The sequence below is a fragment of the Methylobacterium sp. J-030 genome (genome assembly GCF_022829545.1).
Lineage (GTDB): Bacteria > Pseudomonadota > Alphaproteobacteria > Rhizobiales > Beijerinckiaceae > Methylobacterium.
In genome coordinates this window covers 136,230-156,469 of the sequence record NZ_JAKSYM010000391.1, presented here as the reverse complement: position 1 = coordinate 156,469, position 20,240 = coordinate 136,230, and the positions used below count along the sequence as shown (strand labels likewise).

Annotated in this window: 19 protein-coding genes; 3 read left to right on the top strand and 16 right to left on the bottom strand. The window is 65.4% G+C overall.

The features are described 5' to 3' along the window. Positions 1-252: 252 nt before the first annotated feature. Complete coding sequence (locus tag MKK75_RS32150) at positions 253-513, bottom strand: hypothetical protein (protein WP_244046527.1); 261 nt, start codon at positions 511-513, stop codon at positions 253-255. A gap of 12 nt (positions 514-525) precedes the next feature. Next, complete coding sequence (locus MKK75_RS32145; RefSeq protein WP_244046526.1) at positions 526-1,137, bottom strand: glutathione S-transferase family protein; 612 nt, start codon at positions 1,135-1,137, stop codon at positions 526-528. Positions 1,138-1,237: 100 nt separating this feature from the next. Between MKK75_RS32145 and MKK75_RS32140 the strand changes: the two genes are divergently transcribed. Continuing rightward, positions 1,238-1,678 (top strand): winged helix-turn-helix transcriptional regulator, encoded by a 441-nt coding sequence (locus tag MKK75_RS32140; RefSeq protein WP_244046525.1) that lies wholly within the window; start codon positions 1,238-1,240, stop codon positions 1,676-1,678. A gap of 154 nt (positions 1,679-1,832) precedes the next feature. Here MKK75_RS32140 and MKK75_RS35965 read toward each other — a convergent pair whose 3' ends face one another. After that, complete coding sequence (locus tag MKK75_RS35965; protein ID WP_279594264.1) at positions 1,833-2,123, bottom strand: SDR family NAD(P)-dependent oxidoreductase; 291 nt, start codon at positions 2,121-2,123, stop codon at positions 1,833-1,835. A gap of 29 nt (positions 2,124-2,152) precedes the next feature. Continuing rightward, a complete protein-coding gene (locus MKK75_RS32130; protein ID WP_244046524.1) occupies positions 2,153-3,019 on the bottom strand; it encodes an SDR family oxidoreductase in 867 nt (288 codons plus the stop codon). A 108-nt stretch (positions 3,020-3,127) separates the two neighbouring features. Between MKK75_RS32130 and MKK75_RS32125 the strand changes: the two genes are divergently transcribed. Continuing rightward, positions 3,128-4,018, top strand: a complete 891-nt coding sequence (locus tag MKK75_RS32125; RefSeq protein WP_244046533.1) for a LysR family transcriptional regulator — start codon at positions 3,128-3,130, stop codon at positions 4,016-4,018. Between the two features lie 188 nt (positions 4,019-4,206). On the opposite strand, the gene MKK75_RS32120 is transcribed toward MKK75_RS32125, so the two are convergent. The 12 genes from MKK75_RS32120 to MKK75_RS32065 form a co-directional block, all read right to left on the bottom strand. Next, entirely contained in the window at positions 4,207-5,139 is a 933-nt protein-coding gene (locus tag MKK75_RS32120) for a molybdopterin-binding protein (RefSeq protein ID WP_244046523.1), read from the bottom strand. Further along, positions 5,136-5,954, bottom strand: a complete 819-nt coding sequence (locus MKK75_RS32115; protein WP_409567644.1) for a cytochrome b/b6 domain-containing protein — start codon at positions 5,952-5,954, stop codon at positions 5,136-5,138. Before MKK75_RS32115 ends, MKK75_RS32120 begins: the two co-directional genes overlap by 4 nt. Positions 5,955-6,095: 141 nt before the next feature. After that, positions 6,096-6,317 carry a hypothetical protein gene (locus tag MKK75_RS32110; protein ID WP_244046521.1) on the bottom strand — a complete coding sequence of 74 codons (222 nt, stop codon included), beginning with the start codon at positions 6,315-6,317 and terminating at the stop codon, positions 6,096-6,098. Positions 6,318-7,231: 914 nt separating this feature from the next. Next, the gene (locus MKK75_RS32105; protein ID WP_244046520.1) at positions 7,232-7,870 is read right to left on the bottom strand and encodes a hypothetical protein; all 639 of its coding nucleotides are present in this window, start codon (positions 7,868-7,870) and stop codon (positions 7,232-7,234) included. Continuing rightward, positions 7,867-8,868: an ArdC family protein gene (locus MKK75_RS32100; RefSeq protein WP_244046519.1), complete on the bottom strand. Its 1,002-nt coding sequence runs from the start codon at positions 8,866-8,868 to the stop codon at positions 7,867-7,869. Before MKK75_RS32100 ends, MKK75_RS32105 begins: the two co-directional genes overlap by 4 nt. A gap of 825 nt (positions 8,869-9,693) precedes the next feature. Then, on the bottom strand, positions 9,694-10,992 hold the full coding sequence (locus MKK75_RS32095) for a FadR/GntR family transcriptional regulator (protein WP_244046518.1): 1,299 nt from the start codon (positions 10,990-10,992) through the stop codon (positions 9,694-9,696). 394 nt (positions 10,993-11,386) lie between these two features. Further along, positions 11,387-11,635: a hypothetical protein gene (locus MKK75_RS32090; RefSeq protein WP_244046517.1), complete on the bottom strand. Its 249-nt coding sequence runs from the start codon at positions 11,633-11,635 to the stop codon at positions 11,387-11,389. Further along, on the bottom strand, positions 11,632-11,979 hold the full coding sequence (locus tag MKK75_RS32085; protein ID WP_409567641.1) for a DUF2958 domain-containing protein: 348 nt from the start codon (positions 11,977-11,979) through the stop codon (positions 11,632-11,634). The genes MKK75_RS32090 and MKK75_RS32085 overlap by 4 nt, the downstream gene beginning before the upstream one ends. Then, positions 11,979-13,325: a PGN_0703 family putative restriction endonuclease gene (locus MKK75_RS32080; protein WP_409567640.1), complete on the bottom strand. Its 1,347-nt coding sequence runs from the start codon at positions 13,323-13,325 to the stop codon at positions 11,979-11,981. Before MKK75_RS32080 ends, MKK75_RS32085 begins: the two co-directional genes overlap by 1 nt. Before the next feature lie 429 nt (positions 13,326-13,754). Next, positions 13,755-14,240, bottom strand: coding sequence for a hypothetical protein (locus MKK75_RS32075; RefSeq protein ID WP_244046515.1), 486 nt, complete (start codon positions 14,238-14,240; stop codon positions 13,755-13,757). Between the two features lie 129 nt (positions 14,241-14,369). Next, positions 14,370-15,482, bottom strand: coding sequence for a hypothetical protein (locus MKK75_RS32070; RefSeq protein ID WP_244046514.1), 1,113 nt, complete (start codon positions 15,480-15,482; stop codon positions 14,370-14,372). A gap of 200 nt (positions 15,483-15,682) precedes the next feature. Beyond that, entirely contained in the window at positions 15,683-17,323 is a 1,641-nt protein-coding gene (locus tag MKK75_RS32065) for a hypothetical protein (protein ID WP_244046513.1), read from the bottom strand. Positions 17,324-18,067: 744 nt separating this feature from the next. On the opposite strand from MKK75_RS32065, the gene MKK75_RS32060 reads away from it, so the two are divergent. Continuing rightward, complete coding sequence (locus MKK75_RS32060; RefSeq protein ID WP_244046512.1) at positions 18,068-20,170, top strand: AAA family ATPase; 2,103 nt, start codon at positions 18,068-18,070, stop codon at positions 20,168-20,170. Positions 20,171-20,240: the final 70 nt, after the last annotated feature.

The window sequence follows — 20,240 nt, the reverse complement described above, 5'->3', positions numbered from 1 at the left end:
TCGTCCAGCGAACTGGGCAGCAACCAGGACTGCCGACGGTCCTGCCCTTCGACGAACCGACCCATGCTGGCCTCCGCAGATCAGGCCCCAAGTCTATCTCAGACCGGACTTTTGACACAGCCTCGACCCATTGCGGAAGCTTGGAACGTCCGCTCCCAGGCAGCTGATGAGACAGTGCCGAACGACTGGGTTGGGTGGTTTTGCGACTGTCCGCTCTCGGGCATGGATGATGAGAAAGCGGGCGTGATAAGGTCATGGTTTTCGCGATGAGGTGTCGGCTAAAGGTGAGCGATTGCGATTGATCAAGTATGCAAGCAAACCTTGTATGCGTGGAATGATGACGAACACCATTGCGAGCACGATGATCGGCACAACGACAAGCTGGCGTTGCCAGATCTCCCATTCGTAGGCCGCAGCCTGCATTGGGTAGGCCAGACCCGTTACGAGCGGATAAACGGCGCAGAAGATCAGCAAACAGAAGATCAGACGATTACTCATCTCGGCACGTGACATGTACGACACCTATCAGTAGTCTGCGCTTGATCGTGACCGGAAACGCTTGTACCAAGCGTCCAGCCGCGGATGCTCGCATCCATAGGGAAGATCGAACCGCTCGCGTGCTGTCTGAAAGATCGTGAAGGTCGTGAAGTCCGCAATGGTCGGTTCCTCGCCGGCTAGGAACGCATTCCAGCCGATCTCAACCTCCAGAATGTCCAGCAACTCCGTCACGTAGCGATGCGTCCGGTCCGCGGTCTCCTTCGAGGGAGACGGCTCCTTCGCCGAGAAGGCTTCGGTCCGGTTCCAGAGCCAGAGCTGGCTCCGGGCGACCAAGTCGCCGCCAAGCCGCTCCAGGGCGCGAACCCGTGCACGCGATGACGGGTCCGTGCCGATCTTCGGCCGTTCGGGGTGAAGTTCTTCCAGGTACTCGACGATGGCGGCGGAGTCGGTGATCGCGAGACCGTCATCGGTCACCAGGGTCGGGGCCCGGCCGGATGGGTTGATGCCGAGGTAGCGCGGGGAGCGATGCTCGCCGTTCGCGTAATCGAGTTCGTAACGCGGGACGTCGATCCCCTTCTCCGCCAGGTAGATGATGACGCGCCGCGGGTTCGTGCCCTTCCGGAACTGATACAGCAGCATGCTTCCGCCCATCTCGTGCCTCGATGGTTACCTATGTATACCGCTGCGATTTCCCCGGAAGACGGCACGCAGATGTGCCTCGGGCACACGGAGGGCACCCATGGCAAAGACCCTGTACGGCCGCCTCTACGAGGAGAGCGAGCGTGGCCCGAGGCTGAAACCCTGTGCGCCGCACGACGTGCTGTCCCGGATGGGCGACAAGTGGACCATCCTCACGCTGCTGCTGCTGGCCATCGTTCCCGGCCATCGTTTGCGTTTCTCGGCGATCAAGAACGGCATCGAGGGAATCACGCAGCGCATGCTGACGGTGACGCTGCGTAACCTGGAGAGGGACGGGCTCCTCGTCCGACACTATTTCCCGGAGGTTCCACCGCGCGTCGAGTACGAGTTGACCGCCATGGGCGCGAGCCTGCTGCCGGCCTTGGAGGGTTTTACCGGCTGGATCCGAGAGCATTGGCCCCTGATCGAGGCGGCCCGCCGCACCTTCGACGAAGCCGTCGCTCTCGACGCAGGAGCATCGGAACTGCGGAACACGACCTGAAAAGCTATTCCAGGCCGGCCGCATGACGATGATACGAGCGCCTGCCTCGTGCCCGTCTCATCCAGCGCCTTCGACCTATCTTCATCAGGTCAAAGGCGTTCGGTGCATCGGCGCGCGTCCGTTCGATGGCGCGGCGATCTTAGATCGTAGCCGCCTAAGCCATCGCATCGGCCCAAGCGAGGATGTGCGCTGGCGCGTCCTTGTCGGTGACGGCGCGCCAGATCCCCTCGGCCACCTTGTCCGCCACCGCCGCCAGTGCCGCGATCCTGGCGGGATCGGTCACGTCGAGGGGGAGAACGCGCAGCCGGTCGGACGGCGGCAGCACGTCTTCGCGCGGGGGGGGGGGGCGCATGGTGGCGATGTCGTGCCCCCCGCGATCCGCGAAGCGGCGAGCGGTCGCCAGGCCGAAGCCTGACGAGCAGCCGGTGACGAGGATGGTCGGCATAGCCGGTTCTTTCCGTTCAGCGGTGAGGATCAAGCCGACGCGAGCACGGTGGCAACCTCGCGGTAGGTGTGCAGCGGGCGACCCAGCAGCGTGGTCAGGCGCTCGCGGTCGCCCTCGGCCGGGATCATGCCGTCGCTGACGTAGCGCTCGGCCATCAGGCGCATCTCGTATGCCATCCACTTCGGCATGAAGCTCGCCATGTTCGCCTCGAACCCGCTCGGATCGTCGCCGCCATAGGTGACCAGGCGGCCGAGGACATCCGTCCAGATTGCGGCGAGGTCTACGCCGGTGAGCGTGTCGGGGCCGACGAGGTTGATCGTCTCGATCGGCATCTTCCCCGGCGCCGCGTCGCGGCGGATCAGCTCGATCGCGGCGACCTCGGCGATGTCGCGCGCGTCGACCATGGCGACGCCTTTGGCCCCGATTGGCATCGGGTAAACGCCGTGCTGGAGGATGACATCCTTGATCATCACCTCGTTGTCGATGAAGTAGCTCGGGCGCAGGATTGTGGCGTTGAAGTCCATTGCCTGGAGCATCCGCTCGGCGCCGAACTTCACTGCGAAGTGCGGCACGTTCACCGCACGGTCGGCCTCGAACACCGACAGGTAGACGACCCGATCGACGCCGGCCTCGCGGGCAACGTTCAGCGTGATGATCGCCTGGGTAAATTCGTCGCCCGTCACTGCGTTGAGCAGGAACAGGGTGCGGATGCCGGTCATGGCGATGCGCAGCGCCGTGATGTCCAGAAGATCGCCCTGCACGACCTCGACGCTCGCCGGGAAGGCGGCCTTCGTGGGATCGCGGGTGAGGACACGCACATCGGCGCCGCGCTGGACGAGCTGTTCAACGACGTGGCGGCCGACACGGCCGGTGGCGCCGGTGACGAGAATGGTCATGGGGATCGCTCCTTCGGGTTAAGCCGTTTGGCTAACCTCAAGATGAGCGATCCACTCCTGCACCAAAAGCCGTTATATTTGGACGCTCCGTCTCGCTGGTGGAACGCAATGGACTTGCTCGCCCTCGCCGACTTCACCCTCGTCGCCCGCCATGGCGGGTTCGGAAAGGCTGCGCGGGCAGCCGGGCGCCCGAAGGCGACCCTGTCCCGGCGCGTGGCAGAGCTGGAGGCGAGCCTGAACCTACGCCTGTTCGAGCGCGGGGCCCGCGTTCTCAAGCTGACCGAGGAAGGGCGCGCGCTGTTCGAGCGGGCCGGCGCGCTGCTCACCGAACTGGAGGAGACGGCAGCGGCGATCGCCTCCGGCGGGGACCGCGTGCGGGGCCGCCTGCGGATCAGCGCGCCCCTGCTGTTCTCGCAGATCGCGATGGGAAAGCTCGCGGCGGGCTTCGTCCTGAAGCACCCGGAGGTCCGGCTCGAAGTCACGACGGAGGATCGGACCGTCGACATGATCGAAGAAGGCTTCGACCTCGTCATCCGGGTCAACCCCGATCCGGACGAGGGCCTCGTTGGCCGAGCATTCCTGCACGACCGCTTGGTCGTCGTGGCGAGCCCCGACCTCGCCCGGCCCACCGACGGCATGACTGTTCCAGCCGTCCTGCGGGGAAGGAGCGATTGCACTGCATGGCTGGTGAGGACGCCGGCCGGCCGAGAAACGATCGAGGTCGAGCCGTTTCTCGGCCTGTCGTCGCTCGTCATGGTTCGCGATGCGGTTCGGGCGGGCGTCGGTGCGGGACGCTTGCCCGTCTCGCTCGTGAGCCACGATCTGGCTGCTGGGAGGTTGATCAGCTGGGGCGACGTCGACGCACCCGACATCGTACTTTGGGCCCTCTATCCGACGCGCCGGCTGCTCAGCGCACGTGTGTCGGCTTTCCTGGACCAACTGAAGCAGGCGTTTCCCGACGGGACGCCGGATGAGCTGGCTTCCTTCATCGCAGGATGAGGCCGCCCTCCAGGTTCGCCTCTGCCCGTGCGAGAACCGCCGAGCCCGCCCGTGATCGCTGCAACGTCCGCTTCCCGAACACCAAGACTACGTCCCCGACGACCGGGTAGCGTCGAACGCTGAATGTCCGCTTCTCGCCAAAACGACAAAGGCCGCTCCCCACCCGGAGACGACAGCGCGCAGACGGCTCAGATACCGGCATACCAAGCGTAGCCCTGATCCTCCCAGTAGCCGCCCTTGCCCTCGCCGATGCCGGCAAGGCTCTCGACCACCTCGATGCGCATCACGTACTTGGCCTGCTTGTAGCCGAGGTTGCGTTCCACACGCAGGCGAAGCGGGGCGCCGTTCGAGACGGGAAGCGCCTTGCCGTTCATGTCATAGGCGAGGATCGTCTGCGGATGGAACGCGTCGACTAGGTCGATGCTCTCGTAGTATCGGACCGGCGATCCGCCACTCGCCGCGGTGCCCTCCGACGCCTGCTGGCCGCCGGAGTCCTTCCTGCTCTCACCGCCGCCCGACTGCTTGGTCATGGCTGGATTGGCGTTGCCGGCGGGGGCCACCTCGTCCGAACCGTCATCCTGCGCGGTGTCCGCCCCACCGTCGTCTTCGCCCTGGTCCATGGTGTCGGCGCAATGGAACACCACATAGCGCGCCTCCGGCTTCAGCTTGGCACGGGTCAAGAGGTCGGCGAGCGGCACGCCGGCCCATTTGCCGATGGCGCTCCACCCCTCGACGCAATCGTGCCGGGTGATCTGGGTGCGGGCGGGAAGCTTGCGAAGCTCGGCCAGGGACAGCCTGAAGGGCGCCTCCACGAGGCCGCCGACCTCCAAGTGGTACTTGGCGAACTTGCCCTTAGCCAGGGCCTTGTAGGCCTTGTCCGGCGGGTCCTCGGTTCCGTTCGGCTTGAACCACGGCGAGATGTCCGCCTCGGCATATTCGGGAGCCAGCGTCCGGTCTGTCAGGAGCAGGCGCTGAACGAACTGGTTGGCGTCCTCGCCTGTCTTGAGGGTTCGCTTGAACCACTCCGCGTTGCCGAGGCGGTCGCACCCGCCGAGCATGGCCGCCGCGGCAGCGGCGGAAGCCCCAGTTAGGAGAACGCGTCGGCTGAGAAGGCGACTCATACCCGGGTTTGCCCGGACACGGGTGCGGGCTCGACCTTGCGCTCGATCACGAACCAGCCCGTGAGCATGCCACGCATGTTGTTCCAGAAGCCTGAGAGCACAACCAACGCGACGTGTACGAGCACGAACAGGACCAGCAGCGCCGCCACGACGAAGTGCACCGTGCGCGCCGATTGCCGGCCGTCGAACAAGGTCAGCAGGAACGGGAAGGCGGCATCCATCGCCGGCGACATCGCAAGTCCGGCCAGAATCTGCACCGGCAACAGCACGAAGATCACGACGAGGTAGGTCAGCTTCTGGATGACGTTGTAGCGCTTGGCTTCGTCGCCCTGTGGGAAGCGCAGGGTGAGGTGCTCCCACACCGAGGCGCCGAAGTGCCGGACCTGGTCGCGCGACGGGATCACCCGGAACTGGAGTTGCCCGCTGAACAGGCCGTAGAGCAGGTAGATGGCGCCGTTCAGGACGAAGGCCCAGGCGAAGAAGAAGTGCCAGCTGCGTCCGCCGGTGAGGTCCTGGTCACTCGGCAGGGTCTGCCAGGACGGGAAGCCGCGATCTGCTGGCTCGCCATCGGCGCCTGCCGAGGAGCCGAGCCAGCCGGTGGTCTCGAAGGTATGCCCGAGGACCGTCGTGATGCCTTTGGGCGGGTCGTCCTCGGTGGAGGACATCGCCATCAGCGGCGTGTCGAAGGTCGAGACCTTGCCCCAGTATAGGGCGGGGTGGGCGTTGAAGATCTGCAAGCCGCTCATCAGCAGCACGACGAGGCAGATGGCATTCAACCAATGCGTGACGCGGATGACGACCGGGTGCCGGAACATCCAGCGTCGTGTCTCGATCTCGCCCGTGTCGGGCGCCGAGCGCGTCAGGTAGGTGCGTGGCAAACGGACTCCCTCGGAGCGATCCTCGAAAAAGGTGGAGGCCCCTGGATCGGGGCCTCCGGAAGCACAGGGCGCCTCGAATTACATGCCGCGCTTCATCATCATGCGCTTCTTCATCATCCGCTTCCGCATCATGCGCTTCTTCATCATCATCCGGTCGCCGTGCATCATGCGGACCTGGGTCACGCCGGTATCGGACTGCAGGCCGTTGACGGCCATCGGGGCGGCCGATGCGGAGCCCGCGGCCAGCGTCACGCCGCCGAGGGCGGCCAGGGCGGTGAGGACGAGAGCAAAATTTTTCATGCAGGATCTCCTGTGGAGGTGAACATATTATCCAACCCACAGGACAACAGCATCTTTGTATTGTCGTTCCATGAATTAGAAAACTAATTCTCTATACTATGATGATTTTACAATAAGCAGCGCGCGCTCAAATCAAGGCTTGCAGCCTGGGCGCGATGCTTTCGTCGCGTATCATTACGGCGCTGGTCGGCAAAAAGTTTCAGGCCCCCCCCCGGGCACGGATGCCGCCGAATTAATTCTCGACCTTGATCGAACGGGCGACTTCGGCCTGAGGATATCGTGGCCACTCGCGTCAGGGCTCACTCTTGCACCGAAGGCGGACCATCTACCGCTTGCACGCGAAGGCCCGCTGATGGGGCACTTTTGCCGACATCATGGATCAACGAACGACCGATTTCGGGGATGGCGTAGAGTGGCTCCTACGGCAAGGTCGAGTCGAATGCGGCACGTCCGCTTCGGGACGAAAGGTCAAGGTCCGGTTGCTACCGATTGTGTTGAAAAACTCCGAGGCGGCCCTTCAAGTGTCGCCTGAGGCAGCACGCTGGAGAATGTTCGCCTCGAGCCGACTACATGATCCCGCAATGGTGGTGGGTTCTCGGCCATGGAATAGTAGGATTTTCTCCAGTCAACGCGCTTCACCGCGTTGCGTTGGCACTGCCCAGAATTTTTTCAACAAAATCCACCCTTCTCGGTCGTTCAGCTGCCAGCGAACGGACGTCCGGAAAACGAACGTTTTCCCGACGCGTCGTCTTAACCGTCAGGAGCCCGACCAGACCAGCTCACAATTTGTCGGGAAAATATGTCGGGCTTTCAAACGCCGGTAAAACGCTCGGTCAGGCATGCATGTCTGCTCCGAGCCACGGTTTGCCAGAAACCGGACGGGCAGCTTTCGGCCAGCCCCGGTCATTGGCGCCTCACCGAACTATCCGGGAGCGGACGTTCTTCGCGTTCGCACCACTTCGAGAATTTGCGCTCGCGAGTCCGTGTAGCTGGATGAAGTCGGCGAGCAGCGTGCGCAGGTAGCGGCCAGGGAAGGCAGCTGCGTCGGCTGGACCCGGTTCAGCCATGGCAATCAACGTGATGAGCTTGCGGGCGAGGTCGGCGGGCTCAACTACGGGTGCGAGCAGCAGGGTCGCCGTCAGGTCGGCGATCTCGACGGCGAGGGCACGTTCGCGCGTATGAGCCCCAGGCAGGCCAGCAGCCTCAGCGGCTCGCATGAAGCGGCTCTGCCGACGCCGCAGGCCGGCTGTCGGGCGGCGTGCCTCGGGCCCGGTGCCGAGCAGGCGTCGGATCGTGCTGGGATCGGCGGCATACGTCGGAGGTGAGCCGGGACGAACCGGCAGGGACATGCGGGGATAGCCAAACCGAGAGATCAGATCAGCCTCGATCCGGTCGATCTCGGCCAGTGCGCCAGCCTGTGCGTCGAGCAGAGTCAATAGCCTGCTGAAGGCCCGCTGCACCGGTGAGGCGGTGTGGGTCGGACCGGCTTCCGTCAGGTAGAGCGCGGCGAGCTCAGCCAGCACGCGCCGGGCTGGTGTCGGCAACGGGCTCATGCCGCGACCTTGATGAAGGGGATGGCATCGGCGCCGGCGCCGTCCTGCTCGCTTGAGAGGGCAGGGACTTCGGCGCCAATGGCTACGCCCCCTGCCTCATGCAGGCCGGCGAGGTAGGCGGCGGCGCGAGAAGCGTGGCTGGCGGCGGTGGTGAACGCCCGTGGGTCTGCCCGCAGCAGCGGCAGCCAGTGTGCGACGTACTTCGCATGGTCCGGGTGCGGGCTGCGGGCGAGGCCAAGGTCGGCCAGGACGAAGGCTGCCCCGAGCTCGGCCACGAGTTCCTCAGCGGCGTAGGCTTGGCTGCCGAAGCGGCCGGTGAGGTCGCGGTGCAGCCGGTGCGGGGCGCCGGCCCAGTGGATCAGCTCGTGCGCCAGCGTGCCGGCATACCCCTCGGCGCTGTGGAAGGCGGCCTGCGGCGGTAGATGGATGCTGTCGCTGGCCGGCATGTAGCAGGCGCGGGTGCCGCCCTCGATGATGCGTGCGCCGGTTGCGGCGACGAAGGCGGCGAGGATTGACAGCGGCTCTGTGAGTTCAGGGGAGGGCAGCGAGGCCGCGAGATCCGGCGCCCCATCGACCTGGGCGGCGTTGAAGACGGCGCTGGTCCTGGCAACGAAGTGAAGGGCGTCATCCGCTGCTGCAGCGGTGGTGTCGGCGCCGTCGGCCGTCAAATCCTTGTAGAAGAGCACGGCGGTGCCGCGCTCGCCCCGACGAACCTGGGCGCCGAGCGTTGCCCATTGGCGGTAGGTGGCCCAGCGCGCGTCGGCGTAGCCGTTGGCCTGCGCAGCGGCCCATAGGACCAAGATGTTGATTCCGCGGTAGCGCCGGCCGGTGAGCGCGTTGCGCGGCAGGGGATCGACGCCATGCCAGGGCGGGCTCCAAGAAGCAGGGTCGGCGGTCTTGAGCTGGGCGAGGATGAGGGCACTGACTCGGGCGTGCGGGTCGAGGCGCGAGTGGGTGGGTGTCGGCGTGCCGAGAGATGAAGAGAGATGGGCTGACATGGGTGATCCGGAAGGGAGCCCCGGAGCGGGGTGTCCGAATCAGCTTCAGTTCAGTCGCCAGATGTTCAGCGTCGCGGCGGAAGGAGGTAATGACGCCGACTTCGCGGCCTGGAGACTGGAGATGTGGGTCTGCGTGACGCTGCGGGGGGCTTCGGTTTCGCGGGTCGGCAACGTGCATGCCTTGGAAAGGACGAACGGCTGCGCGTCGGGACCAGCATCGCGGCACTGGCATGGTGTCGGCGCGCTGGCGTTCACTGCACGCGGGCGGCCTTTCTCACCCCGCACCGGCGCAACACCTCTTCGCCGACACACCAAAAACCGTCTTGTTTGTAGATAGCTCGTCAAATAGCCAGTCGGCAGCGATCGTGCGGATCTTTTCGCGGCAGGGTCACAGCGTTTCGACTGGTGTCGTTCGGGGTGAGCCGATCGTCCGGGGATGCAGAGCGCCGAAGTGGGATCGTGTGCGGTATAGCATGGTGATGCTTATCAGTGACGGAGGGCAGCCCGTCCCTGCGGTGCCTCCGCTGAGGCTACGAAGACGGCGGGCGGCTGTGCGGCCAACCATGCCTGCGCCGCCTCGACCGGGATGAGCAGTCGGCGCCCGACCTTGACGGCGTGTAAGCGTCCGGTTGCGATCTCCTCGAGCGCCTTGGTACGCCCGAGGCTCGACCAAGACAGAAATTCGGTGAGCGAAAGGGCACCTTTGTTGGAGAGCGTGTCTGGCTTAATCATCGTTCGTCTTCCACAACGCGTGCTGGCTGGGTGAATGGCGCGGCGATATAGGCGGGACCGGTGCAATCCCGCAGACGACGGGCGGCTGGGCGACTAGGAAAGGGGGACGGGGATGAACAGGAAGTCCCGCACGCGCGTGAGGTGAGTCCGCATGGCGGCGCGAGCACCGGCCGGATCCCGGCGCTCAACGGCGTCAACGATCGCGGTGCGGTGCTGCTCGACCGCTGCGACGATGCCGGTCAGCGGATCGCCGACAGCGTGATTGAGGATGTGCCAGAGGTCGCTCGCCCGCGGCGCCATGGTGCGGTAATTCGCGTCGATCGGCTCGGGGCGGTGCGTCGACGACGCCAATGCCGCCGTGAAGCTCGCGAACGCCGTGGTGAAGTCAGCTTCCGATGGGCTTGGCGGCCGCCAACTGGCCGCGTGGCGCAGATGATCGAGCGTGGCGTCGTCCCGGTGCTCAGCGGCGAGACCAGCTAGCCGTACTTCGAAAGCCGCGGTGTGCACGAAGATGTCGTAGGCACCGACTTGGTCGGCGGCTTCGAACAAGTATTGCAGCTCATAGAAAGGCACGAACGTCTTGAGGACGAAGGTGCCCGTCTCAGCATTGATCTCCTCGACCAGACCTGCCGTCTCCAGAGCCGTAAGCGTCGTCCGGGCTAGGCCCGGAGCGGCGGCGAGCGCGGATTGGGCGAAAGTCCGGTCGAGGTAGTGATGGACGCCCCCACGCAGGCGATGGTAGAGCCAGCGCTCCGCAACCTGATGATGCGGCTCGCGCAGGATGTAGCGCGCCGGCGGTGCGTCGACCGGCAGGACCAGCGCAGGTACCGAACCCGCGACTTGGTCGGGAGGCGACCGCCGCAGAAGCGGGCGAGGGCGCTTCGTCCGCACGCCGAGAGGCCGTGCCCGCTTCCGTATGACGGCTTGGCCACGGGCAGGGTCGTAGACGAAGTCGTGGGTGAGCCGGCTCAAGCCGCGCCAAGCCAGTTCCCGACGTACGCAGGTAGGATCGATACGGACGCTGCAACGATCCGGCGGCAGGTTGAAGATGCGATGGACGGCCTCGAAGAATTCGCCGCAATTCAGCAAGATATCATGAGTGATAATGATGAATTGTGCCGAGCGCGCATCGTACCAGACTCGCACCGGTAGCGTATCCTGGAGGCTTGCATAGGGATCGATGTCGTCAAACGATGGATCAATATAGGTCCTACAAAATAGATGCTTCTGCCACTCCTCAAATGGCGCGTCAGCCTCCAGCTCGCCGACAAACACACCCTTCGGCGCGAAGGGGATGTTGACAACACCGCGGGAGAGGGGTGTGGTCGCTGGCACGGGGATGAGGCGGCCGTCCGCTGTCGGCACGGCCAGGAGACAACCGACACTCGGCATGTAGGAACCTCGCGCTGAGAAGCGCTTTCCGTGCTGCGATCGGTGTGGATGAGCCGTCGTGGAAAGCGCGGCGATATAGGCGCGATCGTGTCGGCGGCGTAGCGGTGCGGATTGGTGGGTCTGGTTGCAGGTCCAGAGTTCGGCGTGGGGGTTGGCTGCCGGCGAGGGAGCGACTGGCTTGACGCATTACCGCGTCACCCAGAACTAATCACCTCGCGCACAATCACACACCGGCTTACCGGGGACAAATCAACTACCGCCTATACGGTAGATAGGTCGGAAAGCAGCTGGACGACAGCTGATGAAGCGGCCTTCTTCAGCCAGGGGTAGAGCGTTTCAGGCACGGCCACTGAACGGCGGCCGTGCCTTTCATTGCGGGAGCTGCTCGCCAGCGTCAGATCACCCCGAGGCGACGCAGCCAGGAGGGGTGCCCATGCTCGCAGGTGCCATCCGGCTCGACGAGGCAGCCGTCTGTCGCTTCGGCGCAGGCATCGACGATGAAGCCGGCAAGCACGATGAAGGCTGGCTCCGGTACCGTAGGCCCGGGCCAGCATAGGCCGGTACTGGGATCGCGGGTCAGGTGCGGTACCAGTTCGTCGTCGGGGTCAAAATCGGGTGCCGGCATGAAATGCAGGTGCGTCATGCCGTGATCCTCCCAGCAGCTCGCGCCGCACTGGCATAGGCCGACAGTGGCTGACCGGCCACGAAGTGCCGGTCGCGTTCGACCGGCAGGCGCTGACAGCCGCGCAGACGCGCGAGTTCGTTGAGATCAACATAGCCGAGCTCGGGGGCGCCGAGGCCGAGATCGCACAGGCCGAAGGCGCGGGTCAGTTCGCCGGGATCGAGCTCGGTGAGGAGCCAGGTCGCTCGGCCGCCGAGCAGGAATAGTTTGACGACGGGGCGCGGGTCGATGTCCTCGACGGCCGCCGTGCGGCGGCCGTTGGCAAGCAGGCGGTGGCGCTGGGCGGCGGTGAAAAGGGCCGGCATCAGCGCGCCTCCGTCCCGGCCTGTATGGAGGAACGCCGTCGCCGTGAGCGCCGGGCTGTGGTCGGCCGCTTCGTCCGCTGCGCGGCTCGCCTCTTCTCTGACGAAGCGGGACGCTGGCCGACGTCGGCGTGCCGCTGCCGTGCGCGGCTCGTGGTCCCGACTGTAGGTGTTGCGCCGTCGGACTCACCCGGTCCCACATCCGGCGCGGTTGGCGGCGGCAAGCGGAGCAGTGGTGCGGGTGCTGCGGGCGGGGCGGGGAAGTTGTCACCCAGGGCGAGCGCCGCCACACGCTCGAGGTCGAGAAAGCGGCGATGAAGCACCAGCGCGTGCTCGCCGGCCCCGGCCGCGCTCAGCGCGGCGAGGATGGCCTCGATCGTGATGTGGCTGAAGCCTACCCGTTGCTCCGCGAGACCGGCCGGGTCGATAAGGTGGTCCCCGAAAGCTTGGGCCGCGGCAGCTACCCTTGGGCTAAGGCGCGGACCGGTCAGAACGAACCGACCGCGGGCAGCGAGGCCGCGTTGAACCATAAGCTGTGCGAGGCAGTGTTCGCGCCGCAGTTGCTCCAAGCCGGCTCGGTAGAGTTCGGGGGCGTCGGGGTCGATGAAGAGGTCGGCCGCGTGGGCGGCGGCTTGGTACCGAGGGCGTGGCGTGGCGGCGGGTCCGGCGAAATTCTCGATGTACTTCAACTCAATGGCGACGAAGGCGATCTCGCCGTCGGGCGTGATCACATCGAGGACGGCATCGAAGGCGGTCCCGTCCTCCAACCAAAGAGGATCGTTACGGCCCGGGCTGCTCTCAAATCTCAGGTTAGTAACGCTATAGACAAAATCCGATAACAAGCGGCGCCAGACGGCGGTGGCGAGTTCAAGATCGAGCGCCATCGGCACGAACAAGTTGAGGCAGAGGTTCTGGCTGGACAGTAGATTGGACCGGATCTTGTTCTCATTCCACAGACTACCGGGCTCGCGCAGCACGAGGGCTTGATGGGTAAACTTGGCAATGGTGCTGTTCAAGAATGCGGCTCCGGCGCGGGCGGCGTCCGGGCGCAGGCGCCAGCCGGCCCGACTGCGGCGGGTACGACCGTCCTGGAACCGGGAGATGTGGACGCCCGCGGGAAGACCTTGGTCGATACGGTTCAAACTGGCCAGGAGTCGACTCGAGGCTGCGAAGCGCGTGTCAGTGGCGATGAACGCCGCGTGCGCCTTCAGCAGGGCAGGGGGGCAGAGCGGGGCGGCGGTGAGAGGCGCGCCAGGGTCAGTCTGCTGCGGGGTGGCACTGGACGAAGGATCAGGCCAGGGGGATGTCCGCGTGACTGCGGCACCGCGCGGTGGGGTGAAGTTCGGCATGGGATGGGATCTCGCACCGGCCGGGAGCGGCCAAGACGAGATTCAAAGTTGGTGGGACTAAGTTCAGAAGCGAACCGATAAAATTGTTCGACCTACGGCATGTCACCGATTCCACGTCGGGTGGCGCGCTAGGAAGCTTTGGACGAACAGCCCGATGCCGGCGGTTCTCGCGCAGCACACCGGATCATGGCTGGATGTATGTCACAACTGTCGGGACGTCGGCATTGCACTACTGGGTTATCGATCCGGCCGACATCCGGCACGGCCGCGTACTAACGGCACCACACCAACCCACCGCCGGCACACAAAACAAACCCCTACAGAATAAGATAGCGTCGCAGCCAGGCAGACCACAGGCGTAGGCGGCGGCTCGTGCGGCCACACCCCCAGCGTTGCCGGAGGCGGTTCACGGCCGCCTTCGGCCCGGTGTCAGTCCTCCCAGGGTGGGGTATCCGCGGCCACTTGCCGATCGCGCAGCGACAGGGCATCCGCGCCGGCGGGCTGAACGGTCTCGCTCTCCGGCAGCGGGTAGGTTGACGTCTGTTCGACCACCACGGGGAGCGCCCAGTTCCCTGGCGCGTGGCGGATGTGATCGGAAGTCTCAACCGAGCCACTCGTCGGCGCTGGGAGCAGCAGTACCTGGAGCGCGGCTAGACCTCGCTCTGGCAACGCTGGACCATTGCCATCAAGCACGATTCGACCAGTGGTCGGGAAGTAGTTGATCGGTCCGATCTTGATGTGGTGGCGCGTCTTGCGCACGAAGCGGATGTGATTGCGGAGGAGCCAAAGCAGCGCTTTGGTGGTCGCCGGATCGTCGTCGGGCTGGATTACGCGACCAGGTAGGTAGGGCGACGCGAAGCGCTTGTGAGATCGGAGCGTAGGGCTGGCCGGTGGGACAAAATCTGACGTGGACATAGGTGTGGGTTCCCGTTACGGACGACGCCGTCCGAGCGAGGATCGGCACCCGCGGCCGGTCCGCCTGAAGGTCGCGAGCGCAACGATATGGTCGCGGACGCGAAATTCATGCAGACGTTCGGCCGCCCCCTACCGCTGCGCCGCGACGAACGTATGCAGGTGCGCCGGTTCGGCGTGCTGCGAGACGCGTAGTCCCTTCGTGCCAAGGCCGATCTCGACAGAGCGATTGGCGACCACGGGGGATGCCCTTCTGAGGTCCGAGTAGAGCACGGTGAGTTCGTACGCCGCGGCCGACGGTCCATCGGGTGGGGCGTTCGACGGTGCATCGGTCGCGGCGGGCTTGACAGGGCACCTGAATACAGCCTCGCCCGATGTGACACCGACGGTGAAGAGGAGGCAGTTCGGCTCTGCGGCGGACCAACTCACGCGGACGTGCCCGTCCGGTTCGATGAACTGTACCCGAAGTACATTTAGGGCCTTTTGCAGGTCGGGCGCCTGTACCGTGACGGTGACAGCCCAAGGTATCGCGAGGAGTCTACCTCCTTGGCGCGCCCGCTCGACCGTCTTTACGCGACACCAGCGCTGCCCGTCGGCGAATACCTGACGGCCATTCTCGGACCAAGTGCGCGCCGCTCGCATCCCGCGGAGGAAGCGCGTCATATCCCGAGCGTCGTCCCGCAACAGCGCCATCTCAAGCTGCGGTAAGTCGAGACCCTGGACGACGCGGAACACGCCGCCGGCGCCGGCCTCGCACCGCTCGGGGCCAACGCGAATCGCATCCGTCTGCTCACCGAGCTTCAGATCAGCGAAATCGTGGAGTAATCGCAAAGCATCGCGCAGATTCGGCGCGAGGATCGGGTCGGCGGAGGCGGGATGGACCGGGGGCGGCGATGCTTGCGCGAGCGTGCTACGGATCGGCCAGACAGCCTGAAGAACCCCGCACGTGATCCGCCACAACTCTGGGACCAAGGTCCCTTCGGCGGACGACGGCTGCGACAGATCACGATCCCGCTCGAACTCGACGCGCGCGGAGGATGTGCCTCCTCGCTGCAAAGCGGTCTCCCGCCAGCGCTTCTCATCGCAGAGCGCTTTCTCGAACAGGTCGGAGGGTGCAACGAGTTGGAGGCTCTGCCCGACCGGGAGGGCTACGGTCGCCTGAAGCGAGATATCCATCGCGCAGGCAAACGTCGCGGTCTCGGCCCAGACGGTGAGGGCCGACGCGGTGAGGGTCAGGTGAACCATCTTCCCAGGCCGAAGCCGGGTAGCATGGAACGCGTCAGACAGTTGCGCTCGACTGACAGAAAACGCTGAGACCTCCGCAGCTGATCCGGCTTGCGGTGCTACGGCATCGGGTGTCCCGGACTCTCGATCGACGGGCGGATCCGACGCCACCGGTTCGGCTCCGACGGCCACCTCGGGCGCCGTTACGCTGTGGAGGTCGCTCACGGGACAAGCTCCGGAAGGCGCGGCACTTTGGGTTTTTTGATTTTTACGGGGCGCTTCTTCGCGCGCAGCGCGATCACCGCCTCGGTCTCGAAGCCGGTTGCGTCGTCCGCGTCGCGCACGATGAGACAACCTGCGTCGGGATAGAACGCCAACTCGATGTTGGAGGAGTCGAAGGACTCCGCGACCGCGGCGAGATCGTGCCGGGAGAAATGGACGTGGAGTTTTATTCCCGTTGCATCCAGACCAGCATCGCCGGTGCGACGCACCCCGTCCAAACGGATGCGGATCGTCTTTCCATCAGCGCCCCGGCTCTCGAGTGCGCACTCCGGCAGCACCTCCCCCCTCGTGCAGACGAAGCGTACGATGTCGAGGTCCGGCGTCGACTCCGTCGGATCCCTCTCGTCGGCTTTGGGCCCAGCCGCGCGCAGGGCTCGCAGAGCTTGGCGTAGCGGAGTGCGCGGCACCATCAGGGAGCAGACCGTCGCGGGTCGATACGGCGATGTTCTCGGATGCTTGACCTCGCGCCGCTTCGCAAAACCGAAGGCCGTGTACGCGTCGCGCAGCACGTAGCCCTTGTCCGTCGCGTAGAGATCGACCTCTGGCGCCATTGCGGCGAGTACCCGCTCTGCGACGATCGTAACGGACCATCCCATGCGGAACGCGGCGCCAGCAAAGTCTTTCGTAGTGACCGTAGCGCTCGCGAACCCCGAGGTCGCGCTGAGGATGTCGCTACCCAGAAGGACCGTATCGCTCGCCTCCCGATCCTCGCCAGGTAGATTGGCCGTGCCGACCCTTTCTTCGGTCACCCGCGTGACATAAGCCAACGCTCGCCGGAGCAGCCTGTTGGGAAGTGCCTTGTGCGTCGCTCGATCGAGCGTACCGATCCGGCTCGCCCGCAGATCGTGCAATCGTACGGGGGGGACAAAATTCAGGGGGCGTTCGAACGTCTCGGACGCGAGGTGCAGGCGCTGCTCGCTTCCGTCGAGAGACGCGCGGACGGTCCCTCCTAGGCCGCCGGCGGCGGCGGCGAGTTCGTGCAGATAAAGGACCATTGCAACCTTGGTACCAGGTTCAAGCGTCGACGCATTACTATCAACCGGGATCAGGATCTGAGCGTAGGAGATCCCGTCATAGGTCTGCGCGAACAGCGCGCCGCGGGTGAGCACGAGCTTGACGTGGTCGGACGCGTTCAGGAGTTGCGCTTCGGACCGGCGCACATTCGAGTGTGGGTTCGGCGCCCGATCCATGGTGATCGAGCCGGACCGGGCGGTCGGGGCAACGACCTGGACGAGGCGTGCGAAATCGTTGGCTTCGAAGGCGAAGCTGTAGGTGCCATCCTCGACGAAGGGAGCGTCCAGCGTCGGCCCGGTCAGATCATCCAGGGTGAGGTCCGGCAACCGGCTCGGTAAACCGAGGAGGTGATCGAGACCTGCAAGCGGTGTTGGAACCCAGCTTGTATCGGCCGCGTCCTCCAAGAACTGCTCGAAGCCCCGGTCCGGGTCGGCGAGCGGGAAGATCGGCACGGATGGAACCGGTCCGTCGTGCGACGCCGCAGCGGGGTCTTCCGAAGGCAGAACTGCGGAGTTTGCGGCCGGCGCCGGCGTGGACGCAGGCGCAGCCTCAAGCTCGTTCTCCATGGCTTGTACATCTGATCCACCCGACGACGAGCAGCCGCGCCCGATCGCAGTTGCGGATGAGTCTGCGTCGTCGAAGTCCGACGCAGTGGCTGCGATGTTAGCCGGTGCAGGTGGGCTGATCGACCTGTCGCTCGCAAGCAAGTCGGCCGACGAGGCGAGGAGTGGCAAGTCCGGGGAGTGGTCGCCAGTGGTGTGCACGGGAGACTCGCTCGTATTCACCTCTTCGACCTGTCGATCGACGGGCGATGTGCTCTCAGCCGATGCAGGCTCACAAATCGCATCAGCGATGTCGGCCGGCATCGCGGGTGGGGGCGACTCGGGCGCGGCGTGCGGGGAATGAGTGCTTATGAACGAATCGCCGTCTGCAGGTTTCACGCACGTTTCGTTCTGCCCATCAGACGTTGCCGCCGCGGTCATTGTCGATTCGCGGCACGGGTCAGTCTTCGTCGACGAGGGGCCGTCCGCGTCTAGTAGATCCGGCGAGCAGCGATCTAACGCCGTCTCGTGGTCGGCGCGGTCGGCGTCCCGGCCGACGTCTGATGAACTAGGATCGTTTGGATCGTCCGCAGCCACGGCTGTCCTCCGTCTAAGCTAGGCAGTATAGCGAGGGCGGTCGCTGTGTGCAGGGACCGAAACGGAAAAATCAGGACAGGGTCCTAGCGTTTCGTTGAAATTCGAGGATCAGGGCGGCGCGTGGCCAGGGCCGAAACGGCATCCACCCGAGAAAGGCGCCGGCGCTCGAGCTTGGCTGAACGCCATAGGCCCGAGTGCTTCGCGGAAGCGATCGCGCATCCCGACGCCGTGGCCTTCCTCAAGGCGGAAGTGCGGGCGCGACGCGGTCGCAGCGTGCTGCTGCACGGGCCTCAAGGTTGCGGGAAGACGGTACTCGGCGAGATCTACGCCCGCGCGCTCCTCTGTCGGGAGGGAGAGGGGGAACCCTGCGGGAAGTGCGAGGACTGCCTGGACGCGCGTAAGCCCGGCTCGCCTTGGTCTCGCTTCGACGCCGCCGACCTCGAATCCAACGAGCAACGGGTCATCGCCAATGCCATCGACGCGCGCGGGTACGCGAGAGATGATTGGCGCGTCGTCAGCATCGACGATGCACACCGCTTGAGCGAGCGCGCCTTTGCCGTGCTGCACACCTGTCTCGAGCCCCCGCCGCTGGAGGTGACCTTCATCCTTATGAGTTCCGAGCCGGAGCGCATCCCCGAGCGCGTGCGCCATGCTCTACGACCGGTCCACGTTCCAAGACCGAGCGTGGCCGCCCGCAGGCGGATTCTGGCGTCGATCTGCGCCTGCCCGGACGAGGGGCTGTCATGCGAGACGGCCGCCCTCGAGGAGCTTGCACACGAGGCGCCCGGGGGCTTGCGCGGCCTGATCGGTGAGCTTGAGGTATTGGCCACGTCCGGGTCGGTGACGCGCGCCGCGGTGCGGGCACTGCGGGGGACCGACGGTCCGGCTGCCCTCCACGGGTACGTCGCAGCCGTGGCGAAGAACCAGGGTCTCGCAGCGCAGATGGCAGCGCTGAATGGCTGGGATCGCGATCCCGATGTAAAGGTCCGGGGCGTCGAGTCCTTCCTGGCCGACCTGTTCGGCGTCGACATCCTGCACCTAGACCAGACCGGCCGTGCATCGGCCCTCACCCTCGCGGAACGCGCAGAACTCGTCGCAGCGCTCCGGGTCTGCGGTGCGCGCCTCGGCCTCGCCGCGCGCCCATTCTTCCGCGCGATCCTGCAGGCATGGCGCCCCGCTGCGGTCCCAGAGACCGCGGCGGGACTACTGGTCAGGGTGAGTGACTTCGACGAACTGATCAACGGGCAGGCAGGGCTGACGCTGCGGGCAGATCAGCCAGCGAGCCTGAAACCACGCCGGGCCTACGGGAGCGGTCGGCCAACCCGACGCGCTCAGGCGCTTGGCGCGGTCGAGATGGGTCAGCGCTACCTTTCTCGGGACCAAGTCGGCCAGATCTGGGAAGCGGGGTCGTTCCTCATGCAGATGCACGGGCAGACCTTCGACGCGCGGATCTGCCTGCGCTACAGCGCCTTCGCCGACGCAGCGCCGAAGGACGTTGCCGCGTTCGTGACAGCCCTGACGCACGAGATGGGCATGGTCGTCGCGGACCGAGTCGCCAAGACGCACGGGGGGAGGGCGCCGGGGGATCCCGACTCGTTCCACTGGATCTACGTGCACCGGCAGGACGAAACCGAAGGACGGGGCACCGACCTTATCGCGACGCTGCCTGTGGCAGCCGGGGACATCGAGGGCTGGCTGCGGAGTGATTTTGTCGCCTCCAAACTTCGTTGCGCGTGTTCGCCCGCGGCGATTACGGTCGATCGCTGGCCTGTGGGAGACGAGGCAGCGAAGGTACGTCGACATTGGCGGCTGGTGCGCGACCTGTGCGGCAGCTTGATGCCGACTGCACCGCCCAAAGCCAGCAGAGATGCCGCGACACCGGACATGCTCATCGACGCACTCAAGATCGAAGAAAGGCTGCGCAGACCGCTCGGCGAACGCTTCACGCAGCGTCAATATGGGCCTTCGCGCACGCTCGCGCCGGGTGCACGTGAGACGGCTGCGGCGGAGCTGCCTGTACTGTCGGCGCTCGAGACCGGCGCCTGGCCCCATCTCGATGATGGCTGGGAATTGCGCGACCACACATTCCGGCTCGCGCACCGGCAACGCCGTGTAGTTGGTCTCGCCAAAATCAAGTCGGACTGGCCGGAAGACGATGCGCTGAGCGCGGCTCGTCGATCCGAGCAGGAACAGCTGTTCGATGCTGAGTGGCGCGCGGAAGGCCTGCGCAACCGACCCGGGATCCCAATTCACGACCGAGAATCTTCATACTAAGACGCAAAGTCCCCACCCTAAGCTGAAAAAAACTGCCACACGACCGGCATTCAAAAAACACATTATAAAT

Bases quoted from the DNA above. Each gene is read 5' to 3' on its own strand.
- MKK75_RS32085 (WP_409567641.1), bottom strand. From the start codon at position 11,979: ATGCCGGCCCTTTTCACCGCCGCCCAGCGCCACCGCCTGCTTGCCAAC.
- MKK75_RS32140 (WP_244046525.1), top strand. From the start codon at position 1,238: ATGGCAAAGACCCTGTACGGCCGCCTCTACGAGGAGAGCGAGCGTGGC.
- MKK75_RS32065 (WP_244046513.1), bottom strand. From the start codon at position 17,323: ATGGAGAACGAGCTTGAGGCTGCGCCTGCGTCCACGCCGGCGCCGGCC.
- MKK75_RS32150 (WP_244046527.1), bottom strand. From the start codon at position 513: ATGTCACGTGCCGAGATGAGTAATCGTCTGATCTTCTGTTTGCTGATC.
- MKK75_RS32070 (WP_244046514.1), bottom strand. From the start codon at position 15,482: ATGGTTCACCTGACCCTCACCGCGTCGGCCCTCACCGTCTGGGCCGAG.
- MKK75_RS32115 (WP_409567644.1), bottom strand. From the start codon at position 5,954: ATGTTCCGGCACCCGGTCGTCATCCGCGTCACGCATTGGTTGAATGCC.
- MKK75_RS32090 (WP_244046517.1), bottom strand. From the start codon at position 11,635: ATGACGCACCTGCATTTCATGCCGGCACCCGATTTTGACCCCGACGAC.
- MKK75_RS35965 (WP_279594264.1), bottom strand. From the start codon at position 2,123: ATGCCGACCATCCTCGTCACCGGCTGCTCGTCAGGCTTCGGCCTGGCG.
- MKK75_RS32120 (WP_244046523.1), bottom strand. From the start codon at position 5,139: ATGAGTCGCCTTCTCAGCCGACGCGTTCTCCTAACTGGGGCTTCCGCC.
- MKK75_RS32145 (WP_244046526.1), bottom strand. From the start codon at position 1,137: ATGCTGCTGTATCAGTTCCGGAAGGGCACGAACCCGCGGCGCGTCATC.
- MKK75_RS32100 (WP_244046519.1), bottom strand. From the start codon at position 8,868: ATGTCAGCCCATCTCTCTTCATCTCTCGGCACGCCGACACCCACCCAC.
- MKK75_RS32075 (WP_244046515.1), bottom strand. From the start codon at position 14,240: ATGTCCACGTCAGATTTTGTCCCACCGGCCAGCCCTACGCTCCGATCT.
- MKK75_RS32110 (WP_244046521.1), bottom strand. From the start codon at position 6,317: ATGAAAAATTTTGCTCTCGTCCTCACCGCCCTGGCCGCCCTCGGCGGC.
- MKK75_RS32080 (WP_409567640.1), bottom strand. From the start codon at position 13,325: ATGCCGAACTTCACCCCACCGCGCGGTGCCGCAGTCACGCGGACATCC.
- MKK75_RS32105 (WP_244046520.1), bottom strand. From the start codon at position 7,870: ATGAGCCCGTTGCCGACACCAGCCCGGCGCGTGCTGGCTGAGCTCGCC.
- MKK75_RS32125 (WP_244046533.1), top strand. From the start codon at position 3,128: ATGGACTTGCTCGCCCTCGCCGACTTCACCCTCGTCGCCCGCCATGGC.
- MKK75_RS32095 (WP_244046518.1), bottom strand. From the start codon at position 10,992: ATGCCGAGTGTCGGTTGTCTCCTGGCCGTGCCGACAGCGGACGGCCGC.
- MKK75_RS32130 (WP_244046524.1), bottom strand. From the start codon at position 3,019: ATGACCATTCTCGTCACCGGCGCCACCGGCCGTGTCGGCCGCCACGTC.